The 22,308-nt window shown below is 42.1% G+C and carries 21 protein-coding genes; 7 read left to right on the plus strand and 14 right to left on the minus strand.

Features of this window, described 5'->3' with window-relative positions:
* Positions 1-107 precede the first annotated feature (107 nt).
* Positions 108-1,004, plus strand: coding sequence for a metallophosphoesterase (locus AB1A65_RS02400; protein WP_366585274.1), 897 nt, complete (start codon positions 108-110; stop codon positions 1,002-1,004).
* Here the strand turns inward: AB1A65_RS02400 and AB1A65_RS02405 are convergent.
* Positions 1,001-2,263 carry an aminotransferase class V-fold PLP-dependent enzyme gene (locus AB1A65_RS02405; RefSeq protein ID WP_366585276.1) on the minus strand — a complete coding sequence of 421 codons (1,263 nt, stop codon included), beginning with the start codon at positions 2,261-2,263 and terminating at the stop codon, positions 1,001-1,003. The two genes, AB1A65_RS02400 and AB1A65_RS02405, sit on opposite strands and share 4 nt — an antisense overlap.
* Before the next feature lie 80 nt (positions 2,264-2,343).
* Here AB1A65_RS02405 and AB1A65_RS02410 point away from each other — a divergent pair, with 80 nt between their 5' ends.
* Together AB1A65_RS02410 and AB1A65_RS02415 are read left to right on the plus strand one after the other, a co-directional pair.
* Positions 2,344-3,507: an AraC family transcriptional regulator gene (locus tag AB1A65_RS02410; RefSeq protein ID WP_366585278.1), complete on the plus strand. Its 1,164-nt coding sequence runs from the start codon at positions 2,344-2,346 to the stop codon at positions 3,505-3,507.
* Positions 3,508-3,610: 103 nt separating this feature from the next.
* Positions 3,611-4,744 (plus strand): acyltransferase family protein, encoded by a 1,134-nt coding sequence (locus AB1A65_RS02415; protein ID WP_366585280.1) that lies wholly within the window; start codon positions 3,611-3,613, stop codon positions 4,742-4,744.
* 31 nt (positions 4,745-4,775) lie between these two features.
* Here the strand turns inward: AB1A65_RS02415 and AB1A65_RS02420 are convergent, their stop codons facing one another.
* Positions 4,776-5,438 carry an outer membrane beta-barrel protein gene (locus AB1A65_RS02420; RefSeq protein ID WP_366585282.1) on the minus strand — a complete coding sequence of 221 codons (663 nt, stop codon included), beginning with the start codon at positions 5,436-5,438 and terminating at the stop codon, positions 4,776-4,778.
* A 179-nt stretch (positions 5,439-5,617) separates the two neighbouring features.
* Between AB1A65_RS02420 and AB1A65_RS02425 the strand changes: the two genes are divergently transcribed.
* Positions 5,618-6,259 (plus strand): hypothetical protein, encoded by a 642-nt coding sequence (locus AB1A65_RS02425; protein ID WP_366585284.1) that lies wholly within the window; start codon positions 5,618-5,620, stop codon positions 6,257-6,259.
* Here the strand turns inward: AB1A65_RS02425 and AB1A65_RS02430 are convergent, their stop codons facing one another.
* The 7 genes from AB1A65_RS02430 to AB1A65_RS02460 form a co-directional block, all read right to left on the minus strand.
* Positions 6,260-8,422, minus strand: coding sequence for an acylase (locus tag AB1A65_RS02430; protein WP_366585286.1), 2,163 nt, complete (start codon positions 8,420-8,422; stop codon positions 6,260-6,262).
* A 51-nt stretch (positions 8,423-8,473) separates the two neighbouring features.
* Entirely contained in the window at positions 8,474-9,511 is a 1,038-nt protein-coding gene (locus AB1A65_RS02435; RefSeq protein ID WP_366585288.1) for a TPM domain-containing protein, read from the minus strand.
* 76 nt (positions 9,512-9,587) lie between these two features.
* Complete coding sequence (locus tag AB1A65_RS02440) at positions 9,588-9,920, minus strand: ferredoxin (RefSeq protein ID WP_366585290.1); 333 nt, start codon at positions 9,918-9,920, stop codon at positions 9,588-9,590.
* A 28-nt stretch (positions 9,921-9,948) separates the two neighbouring features.
* Positions 9,949-10,305, minus strand: coding sequence for a four helix bundle protein (locus AB1A65_RS02445; protein WP_366585292.1), 357 nt, complete (start codon positions 10,303-10,305; stop codon positions 9,949-9,951).
* A 29-nt stretch (positions 10,306-10,334) separates the two neighbouring features.
* Positions 10,335-11,393 carry an NAD(P)/FAD-dependent oxidoreductase gene (locus AB1A65_RS02450; RefSeq protein WP_366585294.1) on the minus strand — a complete coding sequence of 353 codons (1,059 nt, stop codon included), beginning with the start codon at positions 11,391-11,393 and terminating at the stop codon, positions 10,335-10,337.
* 65 nt (positions 11,394-11,458) lie between these two features.
* Positions 11,459-11,698 carry a NifU family protein gene (locus AB1A65_RS02455; protein ID WP_366587032.1) on the minus strand — a complete coding sequence of 80 codons (240 nt, stop codon included), beginning with the start codon at positions 11,696-11,698 and terminating at the stop codon, positions 11,459-11,461.
* Between the two features lie 11 nt (positions 11,699-11,709).
* Entirely contained in the window at positions 11,710-12,849 is a 1,140-nt protein-coding gene (locus AB1A65_RS02460) for an Mrp/NBP35 family ATP-binding protein (protein WP_366585296.1), read from the minus strand.
* A gap of 282 nt (positions 12,850-13,131) precedes the next feature.
* On the opposite strand from AB1A65_RS02460, the gene AB1A65_RS02465 reads away from it, so the two are divergent.
* Positions 13,132-14,790: an amidase gene (locus tag AB1A65_RS02465; RefSeq protein ID WP_366585298.1), complete on the plus strand. Its 1,659-nt coding sequence runs from the start codon at positions 13,132-13,134 to the stop codon at positions 14,788-14,790.
* On the opposite strand, the gene AB1A65_RS02470 is transcribed toward AB1A65_RS02465, so the two are convergent.
* Genes AB1A65_RS02470 through trmB form a run of 3 tightly spaced genes read right to left on the minus strand, consistent with a single transcriptional unit; the run spans position 14,787 to position 16,413 of the window.
* Positions 14,787-15,110, minus strand: a complete 324-nt coding sequence (locus AB1A65_RS02470) for an MGMT family protein (RefSeq protein WP_366585300.1) — start codon at positions 15,108-15,110, stop codon at positions 14,787-14,789. The two genes, AB1A65_RS02465 and AB1A65_RS02470, sit on opposite strands and share 4 nt — an antisense overlap.
* Before the next feature lies 1 nt (position 15,111).
* The gene (locus tag AB1A65_RS02475; protein ID WP_366585302.1) at positions 15,112-15,741 is read right to left on the minus strand and encodes a LysE family transporter; all 630 of its coding nucleotides are present in this window, start codon (positions 15,739-15,741) and stop codon (positions 15,112-15,114) included.
* A gap of 3 nt (positions 15,742-15,744) precedes the next feature.
* Positions 15,745-16,413 (minus strand): tRNA (guanosine(46)-N7)-methyltransferase TrmB, encoded by a 669-nt coding sequence (trmB, locus tag AB1A65_RS02480; protein ID WP_366585304.1) that lies wholly within the window; start codon positions 16,411-16,413, stop codon positions 15,745-15,747.
* Between the two features lie 84 nt (positions 16,414-16,497).
* Between trmB and AB1A65_RS02485 the strand changes: the two genes are divergently transcribed.
* A complete protein-coding gene (locus AB1A65_RS02485; protein WP_366585305.1) occupies positions 16,498-17,610 on the plus strand; it encodes a glycosyltransferase in 1,113 nt (370 codons plus the stop codon).
* Here the strand turns inward: AB1A65_RS02485 and AB1A65_RS02490 are convergent.
* Together AB1A65_RS02490 and AB1A65_RS02495 are read right to left on the minus strand one after the other, a co-directional pair.
* Positions 17,514-18,590 carry an ATP-binding protein gene (locus AB1A65_RS02490; protein ID WP_366585307.1) on the minus strand — a complete coding sequence of 359 codons (1,077 nt, stop codon included), beginning with the start codon at positions 18,588-18,590 and terminating at the stop codon, positions 17,514-17,516. The two genes, AB1A65_RS02485 and AB1A65_RS02490, sit on opposite strands and share 97 nt — an antisense overlap.
* On the minus strand, positions 18,590-19,276 hold the full coding sequence (locus AB1A65_RS02495) for a response regulator transcription factor (RefSeq protein ID WP_366585309.1): 687 nt from the start codon (positions 19,274-19,276) through the stop codon (positions 18,590-18,592). Before AB1A65_RS02495 ends, AB1A65_RS02490 begins: the two co-directional genes overlap by 1 nt.
* Before the next feature lie 178 nt (positions 19,277-19,454).
* On the opposite strand from AB1A65_RS02495, the gene AB1A65_RS02500 reads away from it, so the two are divergent.
* Positions 19,455-22,304 (plus strand): TonB-dependent receptor, encoded by a 2,850-nt coding sequence (locus AB1A65_RS02500; RefSeq protein WP_366585311.1) that lies wholly within the window; start codon positions 19,455-19,457, stop codon positions 22,302-22,304.
* Positions 22,305-22,308 lie beyond the last annotated feature (4 nt).

Genomic DNA, 22,308 nt, shown 5'->3' on the forward strand with positions numbered 1-22,308 from the left:
GTCGTAGATTGAGCGGTAAAGTTACAAAAAGAAAGGATGCCCGTCTTATAATGGTAATCTTAATAGATTAATCGCCATTTTTGAAGATATTTAGTAAAAATCACACTATGTCCTCCACGTATAGGTTAGATCGGGCCTACAACAATGCCAAGATTATTCCTTTTGATGATGATTCCAAATTCATCTTCTTTAGTGATTGTCATAGAGGGGACAACAGTTTTGCCGATGATTTTGCCAACAACCGCAACATTTATTTTCATGCCCTCAATCATTACTATCGTCAAGGATTCCACTATTGTGAACTTGGTGATGGGGATGAACTCTGGGAAAACATAAGCTTTGAGGAAATTTTTGAAGCGCACAAAAATGTCTACCAATTATTGCGACAGTTTCATTTGGAAAAACGCTTGCACATGGTCTGGGGCAATCATGATATGGTGTACAAAGACCAGAACTATGTAGATAATCACCTCTCCAGTTATTTTGAGCCGATTGATGGTTCGGACAAGGAACTTTTTGAAGGAATTACCTACCATGAAGCCATCATTTTAAAGCATTCAAAAACGGGGCAAGAACTTTTTTGCACCCACGGGCACCAGGCGGATTGGTGGAACTATGTCTGCTGGCGCATTGGCCGATTTCTGGTTCGTGTATTATGGAAACCCCTTCAAGTGGTGGGTATAGCGGACCCCACCAGTCCAGCTAAAAATTACAAGGAACTCATTCGAATAGAAAAACGCATTAAGCGCTGGATTTTAAAGAAAAATTTGAAGATTACGATTGCCGGACACACTCACAGACCCCGATTTCCCGAACCCGGACAAATTCCTTTTTTTAATGATGGAAGCTGTGTACATCCCAGAAGCATCACCGGCCTTGAAATTGAAAAGGGCAAAATTTCACTCATCAAATGGCATATTGCCACCAAAGCGGACGGCACCCTGCAAATAGTAAGGCTGTTGCTGGAAGGCCCAGAAAAACTATCGGATTATTTAGACACTTAAATGCGCTTTGCTATGGTTTTAATGGCAGACACAAAGCGATCCAATTCATCAAAGGTAGTATAGACATTGGGTGTGATTCGGCATCCATGAACATTTTCAAAATCTATGGCAACAGTCCAAACATTAAATTCATTTAAAAGGGTTTTTGCCAAATCATGGGGTTTCATATTCTTTAAACCGACATTGGCAATACCACAACTTCTATGGGGTTCAATGGGGGTATTGATCACCACATTGTCCACATTTCGTAGTTGATTGCTCCAATACCGTTGTAATTCTCGCAAACGTTCCTCTTTTCGCTCCATACCGATCAACTCCAGATAGTCCACACAATCGTTGATGGTAAGGTCCGTGTGCACCGGGTGGGTCCCTGTATGGTTTAACCGCCGGATTTTGGTCTCATCATCCTCATGTTCAGCCAACAAAGGCCAAATTTTGGGGATATGTCTTTCGGCTACATACAACATTCCAGCGCCAAGCGGTGTACTCAACCATTTGTGTAGGCTTGACCCATAAAAATCGCAGTCCAGTTCCGCCAAATCAACTTTTATGTGGCCCACGCAGTGGGCGCCATCCACCATGACCTCAACACCATGGGCATGGGCCATATCGCAAATTTTCCGAATAGGTAAAATCTGTCCTGTTACATTTACCATATGGCAAACCATCAATAACTTGGTCTTTGGAGTAATCTGGGATGCATACAATTCCACAATCTCTTCATCAGATTTGGGATGGTTTGGCAATGACACCTTTTTACAAACCATGCCATACCGCTTTTGCATCTGTTCAAAATGAATCTGCATGGCACCATAGTCCTGTACCGCAAAAATGGCTTCATCTCCCTTTTTCCAAGGAAATCCCCCTATGATCAAATCCAACGATTCGGTGGTGTTTCGGGTGATGATCAGTTCTTTTTCTGAGCAGTTTACCAATTGGGCCACACGAGCGGCAGCCTTGTTTTTATTCTCCCATTGCACCGTTCGCATGTAGTAGGAGCCTTGATAATTCACCTCTCTCACATGCTCGATGTATTTGTTCAAAATGGGAGTCGGGACAAAATTGTAGTATCCATTTTCCAAGTTAATGTACTCCGGTTTAAGTCTATAATCCATTCTGATACGCTCCCAAAAAGCTTCACTATTCTTATCTGGATATGGCACTATTGCACTGGAATCTTGAGCACTTGCTGTGATAGGGAAAAAGGGTGCGGCCATGGCCGCACTGCCCACATACCGTAAGAATTGTCTTTTTTTCATTTTTGGTCAACAGTTGATTAAAAAAAGAATGGTAATTTCCACTTTTGACGGAGTATTAAGATACGATTTAAGTTGTTAGCATGGAAGATATTACGGTCTTATTGGATAAAATTCCCATTCGGCACAATCTAGCATCACATATAATGCTTCTTGGTATTGTTCAAGGCTTGTTTTTGGTCTTGGTCATTTTTCTTCGAACCAAAAGAAATTCTGCTATCCGATTATTTGGATGGGCTTTGTTGGTGCAATGTTTGGTGTTTATAGACATCTACCTTTGCTATACAGGACTCATGAAAAAGGTACTGTTCCTAAACGATTCCACCGAAGTTTTTGTCCTGCTCATAGCACCCACGCTTTATTTTTTCCTCTATTCCCTGCTCAAACGCGAACCTTTTACGCTAAAAAAACATTGGTATCATTTTGTTCTTCCAGTAGCTTATGGGTTGTCTCAAATTAATTATTCCTTAAGTCCAATAGAGGTCAAACTCAATGCCTACATTGGGGCTTATCATCGTGATTTAGGCTTTGTGGACGTGCCTAATTCCGTTAATTATTCCTATCATATCATCAAAGATCAGTTCCGGTGGATATTATTGTTCGGCTTTGCATTCTACCTTATTTTATCCGCGCGATTGGTGGTATCAACATGGCGTACAAAAGAAATGTCGGCAAAGAATATTAAAGTGGACAAGTACACTTTCTCAAGAAACACTGTATTCTTCTTTTTGGCATTATTGCTATTCATTTTTTTAATATTCATTAATTATGATGATGACCGGGGTGATCATTACATTGGCATTTTTGGAACGATGACCATCTTCGCGACTTCTTTTTTTATTCTTTCTGAGTCACGCTTTTTTGAAAAAACCTGGATTGCGGACAAATACGAGACCCTCTCTTCCAACTCACTTGAGTTTGGGGCAGTGGAAGATTTTTTGAATCAAGGTGCTTATTATTGTCATCAAGATATTTCACTAAAGGATTTGGCTGAAAATCTCAATACCAATACCAATACCGTTTCTAAATTGATCAACTCCAAGACTGGGATGAATTTCAACGACTTCATCAACCAAAAAAGGATACAACTTGCCAAAATTCGGTTGTTGAATGAAGAATTTGCCAATTATACCGTAGAGGCCATTGGGCAGACGGTGGGTTTCAGGTCCAAATCTGCCTTTTATAGTGCCTTCAAAAAACACGTTGGAAGCTCTCCCTCGAGCTTTATGAAACAAAATAAAGGGTAAAAACACCCCTAATTCCTCCTAAATTGTAATTCTGGACGTCTTGAAGCTCCAAAAACTGCAACGCTTTGGAATGGAACCGCATCTTTGGTGAAATTCATCAATCATGCAAACAAAAATTAGACGTTACGATTTAGATTGGCTACGGGTCATAGTTTTTGGACTCCTTATTTTTTATCATGTGGGAATGTTCTTTATACCATGGGGGTGGCACATTAAAAACAATACAATTTATTCCTGGCTGCAATGGCCCATGCTTTTTTTGAACCAGTGGCGTTTGCCTATTCTTTTTGTCATTTCAGGTATGGGCACCTATTACGCCTTTGGAAAACGAACGGTTCGCCAGTTTAATTGGGAACGTTTCAAACGCTTGGGCATTCCGCTCATTTTTGGCATGTTGTTCATTGTACCGCCACAGGTGTACTTTGAACGTGTAGCGAATTCTCAGTTCACAGGTTCGTATTGGGAATTTTTTGCTACTGTGGCCCGAGATGGCATTTATCCAGAAGGAAATTTCTCTTGGCACCACCTATGGTTTTTGCCTTACCTACTCATTTTTTCTTGGGTTTTGTCCCCTATTTTCCTTCGAATCCGGAAAAACCCTGGGAAGTTTGTGCAATGGATAAAACGGTTTGTTGCAAAACCACTGGGACTGTACTGGTTTATTCTGCCACTTTATCTCTGGGAGTCTTTGGTAGAACCTTTTTTTGACATTACCCATGACCTCATCCGCGATTGGTTTGCCATCATCAACTACAGTACGCTTTTCTTTTATGGCTTTGTATTAATCTCACTGGGAGACACTTTTTGGGAAAATGTTGAAAAAATAAAGAGAAAAGCCTTGATCATTGGATCGGTATGTTTTGTGGGGCTCATCATTTGCTGGCAATTTGAGGATGGCTACACCAGACACTTCACCGAAGCCTTGTTAAAGGTGGTCAATCTATGGAGTTGGATACTAGTTCTGTTTGCTTATGCCTCACAATATTTAAATCGTCCCAGTAAAACATTGGCCTACGCCAACCGTGCCGTGTATCCATTTTATATCCTACACCAGACCGTTACCATTGCCATTGGGTACTATCTTATGAATTTGGATTGGGGCTTTATCCCAAAAGCCATCATTTTGGTGGTGGGTACTTTTGGAATCAGTTGGTTGATCTACGATTTGATCATTCTTCGGATTCCACTATTACACCCATTGTTTGGATTAAAAAAGAATAAGCCCGCTGCAGTGTAGCGGGCTTCCCAAGCTTGTTGGATTCAATTCATTAAAAGTAATAGGAAAGTCCAAAAAATAAACTTGAAGGATCTAAGCTAAGGTTGACACCACTACTCGTATTATCAAATCCATTGCTTTGGTCACTTTTAGTGGCATAATATTCCAGTACTCCTAAGGAGGATTCCAAGGCCAGTTTATTGGAAACAAAAAAAGTTATCCCCGGCCTTATGGATACGTTAAACCGATCTGAGGTTGAAGTGGCCCTTTCCGAACTGCCTGAAATATTTTCAGACCATGACGCAGAATACCCTAGTTCTCCCTGCAAATTGAAAAGAAGATTTTTGCCCACTCCAAAATACCTTCTAATGTATGGCGCAACTGATATGGACTCACCTTTGTTCTCAGTTTCACCTGTAAACTCTCCATTTTCAATACGTTCATTGTCAGATTTACTGAAACCATACCCAGCTTTCAGGCCTAACATCCAATTATCAGCGAAGACATATCCAATCCGAGGGGAAAAAGAGAATAAATACCTATCCAAATTACTGGTTGAAGCTTCATTTGTAGATTCTTGATCGTGAAATCCGAAAGAAAAATCGCCCCCGATGTTCCAAGTACCTTTTGGGATGGTTCTTTTGTCGTTTTCAGAATCTTGTGCTTGCAGGGCCACTGCGCCCAACAACAGGGTAAAAAGTAATACGTGTTTCATTTTTTGATATAATTAAAAGGTTAAGCCAAAAAAGTATCAAGCTTCATACCTGAGTTTCCCAACAAATCCTATTTGTGATGACTTTAACTCGTATCCGTTTTTTATCGATTTAACGCCACTTTATCATCTTCATGGCAAGGTATTTGCTAACTTTATATTTATCTATGGACCAAGTTGCTATGAAAAAGCTTGTTTTGTTTCTTACGGGTTTTGCAATGGGAATCAGCTCCCTGATAGCGCAATCCGATATACCTACAACCCGCCCCCTAAAAATTGGCGACAATAACAACTTGGATGTAAAGGCCAGTAATCAAGGTACTTTATTGCGTATGCCTTCCATTATTGACGAAAATCTAACCTCCGAAAATGAGAAACCTGGCGTTAAAATGTTACCGGATAGGGAACTGCTCCAGGCCGGGCATGATTTGGTAATTGACCCTAAGGTGGGAGAAAAGGAGAAAAAAAGTTCCAACGAACATTTTGGTGATCAATATCTGGGTGATTTAAAGACGACGTCCAAATTTGTGGGGATTGTATGCCGTGACCACGAGTACGTAGACGGTGACCGAATAAAAATATACCTCAACGGTGAAGTAGTGGAATACAACTTGCTGCTTTCAGGTGCTTTTAGAGGGGTTAACTTGGATTTGGCACCAGGATTCAACCGAATTGAATTTGAAGCTTTGAACCAAGGTTCATCCGGACCCAACACAGCCCAAGTCGTTGTTGCGGATGAAAAAGGTCAAGTAATTCATAATAATCGCTGGAATCTTTCCACAGGCTCCAAAGCCAGCTTGATTATTGTTAAAGAAGAAGAGTAATCACTCTCCCGGCTTATATGTCCGCTTCGCTCTTTTCAACACGTCTTCCTTGTAATAGGCTGCATCCTTAAATTTCATGTCTACATAACGTTGTGCCTGGTCGTCAAAATGAGGTGAATCCGGGTCGCCACTCTGCCCTCCGGCCAATATCGTCTTCGCTTTTACCTTATCGCCGAATTCCACAACGGCCACAAAACTGTTGCCACGGGTACCATATATTTTTTTGGTCCCATTGTCGTACCGGGCGCCATAGGCTGCCAAAGCGCCCCAAGTTCCGCTGGCAAAACCAATGGGAATACTTGGCTTGGCATCATCAAAAGGTTGGCGGATGTCCCCATTTAAACGTTGATACCGATTTACCTCACCCCAAGGCATTTTCCACGTTCCAAAATCATTCTGCAATTGGGCAATGGCTTCTTGAAACAGTTCCAATTTTCTGGTATTGGGCCAATCGCTCCCCCAATAATTCACCCACTCCATGGAATACATCCCTTCTGGCCGTTCCGCTTTTGCATAGCAATGTGTTCCATAATAATGGCCCAAAGTCATGGCCATGGATTCTTTGGATGTGGTAAAATCCCAATCCCGAAGCACTTGAATCGGTTCGCTTAATTCGGGAATTGGATTTGCGTCATACGCTTTAATCAATCCCGGAATCAAAGCTTCAAAAGCAGGCAAATACGGGTCGTGTGCCAACACAATAAGGCTGTCCAAGGTATAGCCGCTACGCCCGGTCAATAATTCAATAGCATGGACACCCCTAAAATTTTCTTGGTCGCGCGACATATAATTGGGGTAATCTTCACGTTTAGGACTGAATTCCAAGGCCGAGGTATAGGGGGTGGAATTACAGTTCTGAATCCACCCGTTTTCTGGGTTCAACAACAAAATATTCTCATCAACCGTATGCAGCCCTTGCCAATCGGTTTGGGGATTACTTCCGTCCACAGGTTGGGTGTAATCAAAAATAGTATCGCGTTTTGGTACAAAGTTGCCATGAAAATAGGCAATATTGCCCTCCGCATCGGCATACACCGTATTGTTTGAGGAATTGGTTCGGATATCCATCATTTCCCTAAAACCTTGATAACCGTTCTGTTTCGTTCTGATATAGGATTGTTCCAAAGCCTTCACAGGTTCCCACATCATTGCCGAAGCGGTCCACTGGCCATCCACCATATGCGTGATGGGACCATGATGGGTACGGTACATGGGGAAGGTCCTTTCTTTTAAAGCATCCCCATCCTTATATTTTAAAGTGACCTCCAATGAATCCACAGGCCGTAGTTCCTCTCCATATTGATAGAACAAATTCCCATCGTTTTTGATCAGGGTCTCTTTAAATTCATCCATTACATCGGTATAGGTTGATGTGTGCATCCATCCCGTTTTTTCATTAAAGCCTTGGTATACAAAAAATTGTCCCCAAGTTACCGCTCCGTAGGCGTTCAATCCTTCTTCACTTACCACATGCACCTCGCCCCTAAAATAAAATGAGGTGTGGGGATTGATCAAGAGCATGGCATTGCCCGATTGTGTCAACTTTCCCGATAACGCAATTCCGTTGGAGCCTTGAGGTTCGGCCATTTCCTCTTCTTTTTTGAGCTGAAGCGCTTCCATTTTTGGTAGCTCCATGCCACTTTCATAAAACGCCTTGATTTTTTCTGTGGAAATCCGCTCAATATCCCCTCCAATAGAACCTTCACTAAAATACATGGGCATCCAAGGTTCAAAATGGGTCAATAACTTGGGTTGTACTTCTGGATGGGTATGGAGGTAATAATTGATGCCATTTGCAAAAGCATCGCACAGTTTTTTCAACCACTCTGGGCTGCTCTCATACTTGGCGATGGCCTCTTCTTCAGTCATGAACAGTTTTGCACGCAAGTCGCTGTAGATGGCTTCCTCGCCCTCAACCTCAGCCAATCGGCCTGTGGCCCAGATATAGTTTTGTTCCACTCGGTTAAAATCGTCCTCACATTGAGCATACAACAACCCGAATACCGCATCGGCATCGGTCTTGCCATAGATGTGGGGCACACCAAAATCATCTCGAATTATGGTAATGTTTTCCGCTTGTGCTTCCCATTTTTCAACTTCAGTTTGGGGCTTGTCGGCACAGGAAATACATACAGATAGGATAGCTAGGATTGCAATTCTCATCTCAAGGGTCTGTTTAGTTAGTGTTGTGAAAATACGGTAAATCAAAAACAATTACCAACTTCCGCTGGCACCGCCACCCCCTGAGCTTCCACCACCCCCGGAAAAACTACTGGAACTGCTGCCTCCAGAACTTGAGCCAAACGAATGACTACCCCCAGAGGAAAAGATTTTGCTCATATAGGTGCTGTCTGACTTTACCCACGAAAGTTTGAAATCTTCCTTCCCTTTGATCAAAATCTTTATGACCGCAAAGGTTATGGTGACCGCAAAGAACCCAATGGGTACCACATAGAACAAAGCAGTGTTCAGGCTAACATTATCTGGATCAAAATCGAATCCAAAGACCATGGCCAGAAAAAATAAGGGCATCAAAACAAAAACAAGCCCAAAGACTACCATCATCAAGGTGGGGATAAGCATAAATAGTCCTGGAAGAAGTCCAAGTTTCCCAATGAATATTCCTCTGAACATTTCAACGAGATTGGAATATCCTTTATAAAAAACAAAACCTCCCGCGGCTATGAACACGGAAAGAAAAAGCGTCATCAATATCAGGGCCCACCATGGAAATTCCCCTTCCGCCTCAATCTGCCGATTGAACTCTTCCAATGCTTCAGGGTTTTTTAAGAACTCAATGATTAGATCAGTGGCCAGGTCGATGCCTCCATAGTAATCCTCCTCCTTAAATTTTGGAATCATGGTGTTTCTGATGATACGCGAAGCCACGGCATCGGTGATATAGGGTTCCAGTCCGTATCCGACTTCAATACGCACTTCCCTATCCAATTTTGAGAAAAGAATCAGAATCCCGTTGTCTTTTCCCTCCTGTCCCAATTTATTTTGATTGAACGCGCCGTTGGCATATTGCTCAATGGTCTCAGAGCCCAATTCATGTATGGTAAGTACCACTACCTGATTGGTGGTCTCGGTTTCAAATTGGGTGAGTTTGGCACGTAAATCCTCTAGTTGGGCATGGGAGAAAATCTCTGCATTATCCGTAACAATCTCTGTAAATTGCGGATACTGATCCTGCGACCAGCAAACTGCTGATACCAAAACTAAAAAACAAGCAAAAAGAGTCTTTCTCATTTTCTGATGACAAGAAAGACTAAATATAAGATTTTGCTGCTATCCTTTTAAGGATTGATGGAATACGTGTTTCGGATTAGCCTTCCTCTGGAGCCAATTCCACCTCTAGGCCATCCAAATCTTCAGTGATATGGATTTGGCAGCCCAAGCGGCTATTAGCCTTTACAAAGAAAGCTTCCGCCAGCATGGCTTCTTCGTCATCTGATTTTTCCGGTAATTGGTGATCAGATTGAACGTAACACTGACATGAAGCACACATGGCCATACCGCCACAAATTCCAATGGTCCCTTCGGGGGCCAATTCGTAGGAACGTACCACTTCCATCAAGTTCATGTTCATATCGGTTGGGGCATCCACTTCGTGTGAAACACCCTCTCGGTCGGTTATTTTAAGTTTGATATCACTCATTCTATGTATTGGAAATAGGGATTAGGGCTTAGGGATTAGTCTTCATGGACTTTATTAATCCATAGAGTAACTTCGACACTTCATTGGTCATCTCAATTATTTTATCTGCTCTTCCTTTAGCCAACAAATTTAGTTTAACAGAAAGATAAATCATAGACCTTACTTCACTATTCGAACCAAGTGAGTAAAATAAGAACTTGGAAAAGTCAGCGTTGGAACTTCTCTCGAAACCTTCAGCTATATTGTTCGATACCGAAACTGCGGCCCTTCTTATTTGGTCTCTAAAAGCAAAATCATTACATCTTTCAAAATCTTGGTAAATAAGGAGTGCCAGTTCTTGCGCTCTTTGCCAAACAATTAAATCTTCAAATTTTTGAACTGCCATACTAAATCCTATAGACTAATTCCCAACTCCTAATTAATTGCTTTGACTACTGCTTTTGGCGCCTCTTTTTTACTTCCGTCAAATCCGGTTACGCCACCAACAGTGGTATATTTCATGACATATTTCTTATCTGGATGAATACGTTGGTAGGCACTTTGGCACATCAAGGTCGCTTCATGAAACCCGCACAGAATCAATTTTAATTTTCCAGGATAGGTATTCACATCACCAATGGCGTAAATACCGGGTATATTGGTTTGATAGTCTAGCGAATTATCGACTTTTATCGCATTTTTTTCGATTTCCAACCCCCAATCGGCAATGGGGCCCAACTTTGGGGAAAGTCCAAAAAGCGGGATAAAATGGTCAACATTAATCTGCAATTCTTCTGATGCGTCTGTTTTCTTGACCGTTACTTTGTCCAATTTTCCTTCCCCATGGAGTGCCACGACTTCGGCTGGTGTGATCAAACTGATTTTCCCTTCATTTTTAAGTTGCTGTACTTTTTCAACGGAATCCAACGCACCTCTAAATTCATTACGCCGATGTACCAACGTTACCTCATCGGCCACATCGGCCAAGAAAATGGACCAATCCAAAGCGGAATCGCCTCCACCGGCAATCAGCACTTTTTTACCGCGATAGATTTCCGGTTCCTTGATCATATAGGCCACACCATTCTCCTCATAATCCGAAAGGTTGTCTAACAAAGGTTTTCTGGGCTCAAAACTTCCCAATCCCCCGGCAATGGCAATCACGGGCGCTTGATGCTTTGTGCCCTTGTTTGTGGTTACCACAAAAGAACCATCTTCCAATTTTTCAATGGTCTCCGCACGTTCACCTAGGGTAAATCCGGGCTGAAACGGCTTGATTTGCTCCATCAAATTATCCACCAATTCTCCGGCCAGTACTTCTGGATAACCGGGAATATCGTAGATCGGTTTTTTGGGATATATTTCGGCGCATTGACCCCCGGGTTGGGGCAAGGCATCAATTAAATGGCATTTGAGTTGCAACAGGCCAGCTTCAAAAACAGCAAAGAGACCCGTAGGTCCCGCTCCAATAATGAGTATGTCGGTCTGAATCATGTAACAATAGTTTTTGGAAATGCAACATATTTGTTGCTCCAGGAAGGATTCATGATTTTTATCAGTTAGCTCACATTGATGACTTCCTCTATTTGAGGGGCGTATTTTTTGATGGTCATTTCCACACCACTTTTTAAGGTCATTTGATTGACACTACAGCCGATGCAGTTGCCCTCCAACCGAACTTTCACTGAATTATCGTTGTCTATTGAAATCAATGTGATATCACCTCCATCGCTTTGAAGGAAAGGCCTGATTTCTTCCAATGCTTTCTCTACATTGCTCCTTATTTCTTCTGATGTCATTGTTGTCATGCTCATTTCTTTTTAACGGCGACACAACCAGCCATTGTTGTAATTTTTATTGCTTCAGTGGGTGGCAAATCGGTATTCCGTTTTACCAACTCACTTACCACATTCTTCGTCAACTCCTCAAAGGCCTCCTCCGAAGGTGTAGCCGTTTGCAATGCAGCTGGTCTTCCTACATCGCCGGCTTCGCGAATACTTTGCACCAAAGGAATTTCTCCTAAGAATGGCACATCTAAATCTTCCGCCAAGTTTTTGGCACCATTTTCTCCAAAGATATGGTATTTGTTGTTAGGCAGCTCTTCGGGCGTAAAATAGGCCATGTTTTCCACTATGCCCAGTACAGGTACGTTTATGGACTCTTGTTGGAACATGGCCACCCCTTTTCGGGCATCGGCCAATGCAATTTCTTGCGGAGTGCTCACCACCACCGCTCCGGTTACGGGCAGGGATTGCATTATGCTCAAGTGAATATCACCTGTTCCCGGAGGTAAATCCAATAATAAAAAGTCCAATTCTCCCCAATGGGCATCAAAAATCATTTGATTGAGTGCCTTTGCGGCCATAGGTCCACGCCAAATCACCGCTTGGTTGGGTTGGGTAAAAAATCCTATGGACAACAGCTTCACCCCGTAATTTTCAATGGGTTTCATTTTGGCTTTTCCATCCACGTTGATGGATAGTGGCTTTTCCATAGCCACATCAAACATAATAGGCATGGACGGTCCGTAGATGTCGGTATCCAAAAGTCCCACTTTAAAGCCCATTTTGGCCAAAGTGACCGCAATATTTGCAGTGACGGTAGATTTACCTACACCCCCCTTACCGGAAGCAACGGCGATGATATTCTGAATTCCGGGAATAGGGCTGCCTTTTATTTGATTGACTTGGGGTTTGGCAGGAGCATCAACCTTTAGGTTGACCTTAATCTTTGCCTTTTCATATACTTCTCTGTGGATACACTTTAAAATTTCCACCTCAGTCTTCTTTTTGGCTTGAAGACTAGGGTTCTTTATGGTTACATCCACCTCTACTTCATCCCCAAAAACCTGAATATTGGTAATTGCGCCGCTCTCTACTATATTTTGTCCATCACCTGGTGCGGAAATTTTTTCCAATGCCTTTAGAATGTCTGCTTTTTTCAGCTTCATGTAATCCTAATTTTATATGCAGTCGTTTGTACTGATTCTTAATTACAAAGATACGGCGTAGGTCTTAGATTAAGAAGTTGGTCCATTGAAATTCAATATGGTAGAACAACTTGCCTCTATAATGTGAAGTTTCATCCCATTTTACCTTGTAATTAAGTCTTGTCCCGTCTCAATCCGCTTAAAAATATTGATTGCAAGCTGATAGAAATAAAATTCAATGCGCCCCTATTTTTTGAAAAAAATGTAGCTTAGACCATCGTATGGACCAATAATCAACCGTAAATGCCTCTCAAGTCTAAAATCCACTCTTTTTTTCCCTTATTTGGTTTACTATTTCTCTTTTCCTGTGCCTCAAAACAGGAATTTACCAAAAGGGATGTCAAGAAATCAGAACGTCTTATCGGCATTCACTTTGCAAAACAGGGCAGGGATACACTTTATCCGTATTTAAAACGAAACCGCGAAGGCTTCGATTCCCTCCGAAAATACCCATTGGACAATAACGTTTTCCCTGCAATCCGTTTTGATCCCGTTCCTTTTGGTTTTGAGATGCCCCAACAAATGGAAAATCGAGCTTGGGAAATTCCAGATAATGTAGAAATTCCAAAACCTTATGACGCACTGGCTTTTTATACAATTCCGCAATTAGCCTCCTTGATCAAGCATCAAAAAATCACTTCAACAGCGTTGACCCAATTCTTTCTGGACCGATTAAAAAAATACCAACCAGAATTGCAATGTAGCATCAGCATTATGGATAGTCTGGCTTTGGCTCAGGCCAAACGTGCCGATGATGAGATACAAAATGGCACATACCGGGGCATATTGCATGGTATCCCATATGGTACTAAAGATTTAATGGCTGTTCCCGGATATCCCACTACGTGGGGCGCGGCACCCTATCAAAATCAAATGCTCAATGAAACAGCTACAGTGGTGAAAAAATTGGAAGAGGCCGGAGCCGTTTTGGTTGCTAAACTGGTTTCAGGGGCTTTGGCCCGGGGCGATGTATGGTTTGGGGGCAAGACCAAAAACCCTTGGGATTTAAAACAGGGTGCCAGCGGTTCATCGGCGGGGTCAGGTTCCGCCACCGCGGCAGGATTGGTCCCATTTGCATTGGGCACTGAAACCTTGGGCTCCATTACTTCACCCAGCACCCGAAATGGAATTACGGGACTTCGACCTACCTACGGGCGTGTAAGCCGACATGGGGTCATGAGTTTGAGCTGGTCCATGGACAAAGTTGGCCCCATGGGAAGAAATGCAGAAGATTGTGCCATTGTTTTTAGCGTAATCCAAGGAAAAGACAAAAAAGACCTGACCACAGTGGATTTACCTTTTGGCATGAATTGGGGCAAGGACATTTCAGAACTTAGGGTGGCTTATCTAAAAAAGGACATTGAAAAAGATACTACCGAAAGTGGTGATAATCTTCGGACCGCTATAAAAACATTGGAAGAAATGGGAATACAGCCTACCCCTGTAGAAATGCCAGACGGCATTCCATACCGTGGGTTCGATATTATTTTAAGGGCCGAAGCAGGTGCCTTTTTTGATGGATTGGTACGCTCTGGGGAAGTGGATTTAATGGTGGAGCAAGACCAGCGTTCCAGGGCCAATTCATTAAGGCAAAGCCGGTTCATCCCTGCGGTGGAATACTTACAGGCCAATCGCCATCGGCAAGTGCTGATTGAAAAAATGCAGAACTTAATGGAAGATTATGATGTGCTTATTTCCCCGAGTTTTGGTAACGACCAACTGTTGGCCACCAATTTAACGGGGCATCCGGTTATTGCCATCCCTACGGGATTGGATAAGAAAAACCACCCTACGAGCATGACCGTTGTAGGCAATTTATATGATGAAGCCAGTATTTTACTATTGGCCAAGGCCTTTCAGGAAAAAACAGAATTTGATGAATTGCATCCACCTGGGTTTTAAAGTTCTTTAGCCGGGTCCCAAAAATGCTTTTGGAAATCAACAATTTGGTTGTCTTTAACTTTTACACCTTCGTTTTCAAGTAGCTGCTGCATTAAATTGGTTCCACTAAAATGGTGCTTTCCTGTAAGCACCCCAACACGATTCACCACTCGGTGAGCAGGCACGTCTTTAGCTGACGAATTGTTCATGGCCCAACCTACCATTCTTGCGCTTCGGGCGGCGCCTAAATATTTGGCGATGGCTCCGTAAGAAGTAACCCTGCCGTAAGGAATCTTTCTGGCCACTACATATACTTTATCAAAAAAATTAGCTTCCTCCATATTATCGATAAAAGATTCGAAAAAGGGTGATTACCAAGAGTACGAGCATCAGGGCACACAAAATGTAGTTGGAATTCTTCGAGAATCGATTGGTTTTGGTCTCTAATTTATCGAAATAAAAAGTATACAAGTAGAGCACAGAAAAAGTTCCAGCGCCGGCGGCTACCACAAAAGTGATGATATCCTTGGCCTCAAATTTTATCCACCCTGCCTCGTTCCACATAGCATTTAAACCACTATAATACGGAATGGTCAAAAGGTTGAGTGCGGCAAGTAAAACCCCCTTAAAAAAACTGTTCTTTTTACTGACATTAACCTTCTTAAAATTCTTGACTCGGTTTCGTTTGGCGGCAACAAAAAAATAGATGGCAAAAAAGGCAAAAACCACAATGGCTATTTTTAGCAATAGGTCTATTACCTCTGGGTTACGGTACAGAAATTTTGAGATATTTACGGCAATATAGGCCTGTACCATTATCATGGAGGAAACTCCCAAACTGAAAATAATCCCATTCAGTTTTCCTTTTTCCACGCTGGTCTTTGCTGCGTTCATATTGAGCAGACCTGGAGGTACGGTAGCCATAAATGCAGCCGAAAATGTGGCAAAAAAAAGGATGATGATATGGGTCATTGGTTAGTTTATCCTACACTGTATGTAGGTAATTGGTTTTCCAGCATCAAGATACTGATTTTCATAGAAAGTCTGAATTTCCAAAACTTCTGGAGGGCTTCCTTCATTCTTGTACACATCATGATTAGCATATAGAATTTCATGCCCCAGCCCCTGCAAAAGCCCTAAGGTATAACCATGCATGAACTCGCTATCGGTCTTTAAATTTACAATCCCGTTTGGCTTTAGAATTCTTTTGTATCGTTCCAAAAACACAGGGTTCGTCATTCTATGTTTGGTGCGCTTGTATTTAATCTGTGGGTCGGGAAAGGTAATCCAGATTTCATCCACCTCGTTTTCCCCAAATATATGGTCAATCAGTTCAATTTGGGTACGAAGAAACCCCACATTATCCAAATTTTGCTCCAAGGCCGATTTTGCCCCGCGCCAAAACCGCGCTCCTTTTATATCGACTCCAATATAATTTTTGTCTGGGTTGCGTTGGGCCAAACCAACAGTATATTCGCCTTTACCACAACCCAGTTCCAAAATAATGGGATTATTGTTCTTAAAAAAAGAGGCCCAGTTGTTCTTCAATTTGAAGCCCGACAGAACTTCCTCTCGTGTGGGTTGCACCACATTGGCAAACGTTTCGTTTTCCTTAAACCGTTTTAGCTTGTTCTTACTTCCCACCACCTGTGTTTTTGCGCAAAAATTTAATGTTTTGGCAAAACTAAGGAAATCTACAAGCAATTTCGATTTTGTTTTTTTGCTGTTATGCAAAATTCGAAACGTATTTTGGTAGCTCCATTAAATTGGGGTCTGGGGCATGCCACGCGCTGCATTCCCATCATTAATGCGCTCTTGGAACACGGTCACCAGCCTTTTATTGCTTCGGATGGGGTTGCTTTGGCCCTTTTGCAGAAAGAATTCCCGGATTTACCTTCTTTTGAATTGCCCTCATACAAAATCACCTATGCCGAAAAAGGGAAGAATTTTAAAATTAAAATGATATGGGATTCACCCAAAGTGCTCAAGGCCATAGCCAAAGAGAAAAAGGCGGTTAAAAAGTTGGTAAAGGAGCATCAATTGGACGGAATCATTTCGGACAATAGGCTTGGGGTGTATTATAAAAAAGTGCCTTGTGTTTTTATCACCCACCAGCTTAATGTGCTTTCTGGCAATACCACTTGGATGAGTTCACAGGCCCATCAAAAAATCATAAAAAAGTTCAACGCGTGTTGGGTTCCCGATGTGGAAGGAAAGCCCAATTTAACGGGAAAGTTGGGCCACTTGAAGAAATCCAAACTCAACATAAAATATTTGGGGCCGTTGAGTCGGTTTGAAAAAATGGATGTCCCTCTTATTTATGACCTAATGGTTTTACTCTCCGGTCCTGAACCCCAGCGCACCTTATTGGAGGAAAAACTTTTAGGTGAGCTTCAACAGTTTCAGGGAAATATTCTCTTTGTGGGCGGTAAAATTGAGGCATCCCAGACCAAGGAGGTAATCACCACTGAGAAAGGTTCTTTATTGCACATCAATTTTATGCAATCACACGAACTGCAAACCGCATTGAACCAAAGTGCCAAAGTGTTATGCCGTTCGGGTTATACTACGGTGATGGACTTAGCCAAATTGGAAAAAAAGGCTTTTTTTATCCCAACTCCAGGGCAGTACGAGCAAGAATATTTGGCCAAACGTATGGAAAAGCAAAATCTAGTGCCTTACTGCGATCAAGATGGTTTCACTTTAGCGGAATTATCCCGGATGGATACTTTTAAAGGATTGGCTCAGTTTGATTCGGAAGTTGACTTTGCCGATTTGTTTACGGCTTTTTCCAAGGTGAATGAAAATTCAGAGCCCACATCTTCCTCACTCTCCACGTAGATTTTTTCACCATGCACTTCAATAATGTGTTTTACAATGGCCAATCCTAGACCTGAGCCACCTTCATTTCGACTTCCACTCTGATCTACGCGGTAAAAACGCTCAAAAAGTCGGGGGATGTGTTGTTTTGGGATACCCTCACCGTTATCCGTTACTCGAACTATGACCTTGTTTTTGATTAAATTCTCCACGCTCACCTCGGTGGTGCCGTTTGGATATCCATACTTGATGGAGTTTACAAGGAGATTACTAATTACCTGCTGAATTTTTTCCCGGTCGGCGTTCACGTAGATGGGCTGGTTGTATTCCATATCAAACGTTAGTGCGATATCCTTCTCCGCGGCCTTCATTTCAAGGAGGTCGAACACATTTTTAATGAGCTCAATAACATCAAAATCCGTACGCTCCAGTTTAAGCCCCCCTACTTCAAGTTTGGTGATTAAATCTAGGTCCTTTACAATATAAATCAACCGTTCCACACCTTTACTGGCACGCTCCAGATATTTTTCCCTAAGCTTTTTGTCTTTCATGGCGCCATCCAAGAGCGTTAGAATGTAGCCCTGTACGGTAAAAAGTGGGGTCTTGAGTTCGTGAGACACGTTTCCCAAAAAGTCCTTTCGGTATTCTTCCCTGATTTTGAGTGTATCAATCTCAATTTTCTTTCCCTCAGCAAATTTTTCAATTTCTTCGGTAAGGGTTTTCATATCGGTGGTTACCGGTTTGGATGAAAACGTGGATGATTCCAAAAGAGAGACGTCGTCATATATTTTTTTAATTCGCCTGTAGATAAACCGTTCTACCCGAATCTGAAGGATAGTAAAGCAAATGACAAAGCACAATAATGAAAATAGGATGGCATAGGGCCAATTCATTGGTCCATTGTCCAAAAGAAAAGCAACGAACAATCCAGTTAAACACGTGGTGATGAGGAGGGAGGACCTTAAGGCAAATTTGTAGGATTTCCTTAGTTTAATGGCCATTACAGAACAAACTTATACCCTACGCCCTTAACAGTTTTAAAGTGATGATCCCCTATTTTTTCACGTAGTTTTCTGATATGCACATCAATGGTACGGCCACCGACCACAACTTCATTTCCCCAAACTTTGTCCAAAATCACTTCTCTCTTGAACACTTTACTGGGTTTTGAGGTAAGAAGCGACAAGAGTTCAAATTCTTTTCGGGGCAGTACAATTTCTTCCCCGTCGTTAATAATCTTATATTCTTCCCGGTTGATCACAATGTTGCCAACTTTGACGATATCCTCAACTTCCTTCTTTTCTTCCTTTAACCTTCTCAACAAAGCCTTCACTTTACTGACCAAAACCTTGGGTTTAATGGGTTTGGTGATGTAGTCATCTGCACCAGCATCAAACCCTGCAACTTGCGAATAATCCTCCCCACGAGCCGTTAAAAAGGTAATGATGGTATTTTCAAGTCCTGGGGTGTTGCGAATCTGCTCACAGGCTTCAATACCATCCATTTCGGGCATCATTACATCAAGGATGATCAAGTGTGGTGCTTTCTTCTTGGCCTTTGCCACACCTTCGGCGCCATTTTTGGCGGTAAAGACCTCATACCCTTCTGCAGACAGATTATAGCTTACAATCTCCAGAATATCAGGTTCATCGTCAACAAGTAAAATCTTAATGTCCTTGGTTTTCATGGGATGGTATTTCTAAGTTAAACGCCCAAATGTAAAGATAATACTATAACGGGATAAATGCTTAACATTCATTTAATCTCATAACATTATTGTAACGGTTCTCAAATAAACACTTAACACACAGCTAACATCGCTTTTACAGCCTGTGGCGTTCTTTGCGCCAAATACTTACCTGATAATGAAATATTTTTTAGTGATTATGACCCTTGCAGTAACAATGCAAGCGGTAGCACAGGATACCACGGGAAGCATCGTAGGTAAACTGACTGATAGAGAGCTTAATGATGAGCCTCTAGCCTTTGCAAATGTTCTTATAAAAGGAACAACCAAAGGAACAACCTCAGATTTTGATGGGTTGTATGAAATTCCAAATGTAGAACCTGGAGTGTACACGTTGAGCTTTAGTTATTTAGGGTACGAAACCGTTGAAATTCCAAATGTGGAGGTGGTAGCGGGTAAAGTAACCAGTGTAAATGCACCAATGAGTGCATCATCTGGATTGGCTTTGGATGAAGTGGTAGTGACTACTGTTTCCAGAAAAGACTCCGAAATTGCTTTGCTTTTGGACCAAAAGAAAGCCATTACCCTAGAAACTTCAATTGGTGCACAAGAATTGGCCAGAAAAGGTGCAAGTGACGCCGCCGCCGCTGTAACCAAAGTCACGGGGATTTCTCGTGAAGAAGGTTCCAACAACGTTTATGTGCGTGGTTTGGGTGACCGTTTCAACATTACAACCCTGAACGGACTTCCATTACCCTCCAACAATACTGCCAAAAAGAATATTGATCTAAGCCTATTCGGAACAAGTATTATTGAATCCATTGGAATAGACAAAACGTATAATGCACAAAACTACGGTGATTTTGGTGGTGCCAACATCAACATTGTGTCCCGTAACTACACTGGCTCAGGTTTTTTGGAGCTTGGTGTGGGTTCTGGAGTGAATACGGAAGCTATTGGTGTTGACCAATTTTATCTGTTTGATGGACCGAATTTTTCCGGTTTTTACGACAAATCCATTCCAAATGGAGCTTTCAATAACAGTTTTGATACAAGCTGGGACCGAGAAACCCGAAGCACTCCCATAAATTCCAATATTTCCCTTAAAGGAGGAAACTCATTTAACTTGGGTGAAAATTCAAGGTTGAACTTCTTTGCAGTGGGTTCATTCAACAATGGAAATTCGTACAGAGAAGGGGTCAACAGAGGTGCTCCCAACTTGGGAACCGGATTGCCCAACTCAGATTTTGATTATCAGAAATACAGCTACCAAACCGCCACAACCTTAATGGGCAATGTTGGATTACGATTGGGTAACGCAAATGACTTCAAGTACAACTTTTTGTTGCTCAACAATAGTGAACAAAAGCATGAAGAATTCAATGGTATCTTGGACAGGGAAGATGATGCTCCCAATGGAGGTGGTTTTATACAGCGCCATACTTTTGACAAGACCTTACTGATTGTCCACCAACTTTTGGGGAGTCATGACGTTACCGACAAATTTGAGGTAAACTGGGGTCTGGGCTACAACTTTGTTCAAAACTTGATACCAGATCGTCGTCAAAACACTTTACTTCCCTTCACCAATAATGAACCAGAAGGGCCAAAATCATTTAGGCTGGTTTCAGCTGCTTCAGCAAACCATAGGTTTTTCCAAGAATTGGAAGAAGAAGAGATTTCGGCGAATTTGTCCACTGCGTTCAAGTTCAAGAAGAATGAAGATGATGGTTTTGATGGAAAATTTACCATTGGTTACAACGGACGTTTTAAAAACGTTGATTTTGAAGCGACACAGTTCAACTATCAAATTTTGAATGTTGCCAATCAGCCTTTTGTTGACCCCTATAATATTGATGCTTATTTTGAAGAAAATGGCCCAGATTCTGGCCTTTGGCAGATACGTACCTTTAGGGGAACAGCATCAACCGAAGGTTCTTTAGACCCACAAACCTATGGTGGTGAGCAGCAAATTAATGCTGGATATGCAACATTGGAATACAAATTTACCCCTAAGTTCACCTTATTTGCAGGGGCCAGGGCAGAGCAAATCAATCAAACTATAGAATGGAGTACTGTAATTCAAGGGGATGACAGTAATGAGTTGGATACCTTTGAGTTTTTACCTTCGCTAGCTCTAAAATACGAGTTGAACGAAAAGCAAAATCTACGATTTGCCGCAAGTAAAACATATACTTTACCTCAATTTAAGGAAAGAGCTCCCTTTCTTTTTCAAGAGGAAATCAACCAAGATACCCAAGGTAACCCCGCTTTACAGAATTCTACCAACTACAATTTTGACCTAAGATGGGAACTGTTCCCAACATCCAGCGAGTTGGTATCCTTGGCCGTGTTTGGGAAGTTTATTGAAAATCCAATCAACTCATTTTTGGTTGTATCAGCCGCAAACAACTTAAGCTATGCAAACACAGGAGACAACGCCAGAGCTTTTGGTGCCGAGTTGGAAGTGAAATTGGACGTTATTGAAAATGAAAGGGAAACCGCTGAAAGTTTTCTTGTCGACAGACTGTCCATAGGTGGTAATGTTTCCTACTTGAACACCAGTCAAGATTTGGATTTCCAAAAGGTTTCGGATGAAACGATCTTCGCCGCTGCTTTCACCAATACAAAAGCACCATTGCAAGGAGCATCTGACTTTATTTTCAATGCTGATGCGAGCTATTACACGGAGTTTTCTGAGAATAAAAACCTAAGGACAACCCTTGCCGCAAATTATTTTTCAGACCGCATCTATGCCTTGGGAAGCACCGGTAGGGGCCATTTGGTTGACAAAGGTTTTGTAACCCTTGATTGGATTACCGCAGTGGAACTTGGAGACCATTTTGGTATAGGACTGAACATGAGAAACCTTCTGAACCCAACTATTGAGCGTGTGAACGAGAATGCTGAAGGCGATTTGGATACAGAAAACCCTGCTATTCCTGGATTTTTGGAAGACGGACCCGTCACGGCCCTCTCTTTAAAAAAGGGAGTTGACTTTAGTTTGTCATTGACCTACAAATTTTAATAAC

Source organism: Allomuricauda sp. ANG21, from assembly GCF_040705235.1.
Classification (GTDB): domain Bacteria; phylum Bacteroidota; class Bacteroidia; order Flavobacteriales; family Flavobacteriaceae; genus Flagellimonas; species Flagellimonas marina.